Genomic DNA, 269 nt, shown 5'->3' with positions numbered 1-269 from the left:
ACTTTATAGTCATAGTTCTTTCATGCATATATATCATAGTTAGTTACCCACATGTTCAAACTGTTTTTTTGCTTCAAATAAATCTCGACTTTACCCGGTTCATACGATGCCTGTACTTTTTGGGGACTGTAATGAATTTCTACCTCATGGGGATCCCATTCAACCTCTGTCTTAGCCGGATTATAATTGAGATCAACATTCGAGTTAGATGCTTCGCCGAGATATTTCAGGCTGGACTCTTCTTGTGTGCGATTCCTCATCATATCTGC

1 protein-coding gene is annotated in these 269 nt (G+C 39.0%); it reads right to left on the bottom strand.

From position 1 onward, the window contains the following. Nucleotides 1–20 precede the first annotated feature (20 nt). On the bottom strand, nucleotides 21–269 hold a 249-nt coding region (locus tag ACSNOG_RS33395), incomplete at its 5' end, for a DUF6470 family protein (protein WP_436756419.1).

Source organism: Streptomyces sp. URMC 124 (genome assembly GCF_051386455.1).
Classification (GTDB): domain Bacteria; phylum Actinomycetota; class Actinomycetes; order Streptomycetales; family Streptomycetaceae; genus Streptomyces.
The sequence above is the reverse complement of the archived record's forward strand: the minus strand, read 5'-3'. Positions and strand labels throughout refer to the sequence as shown.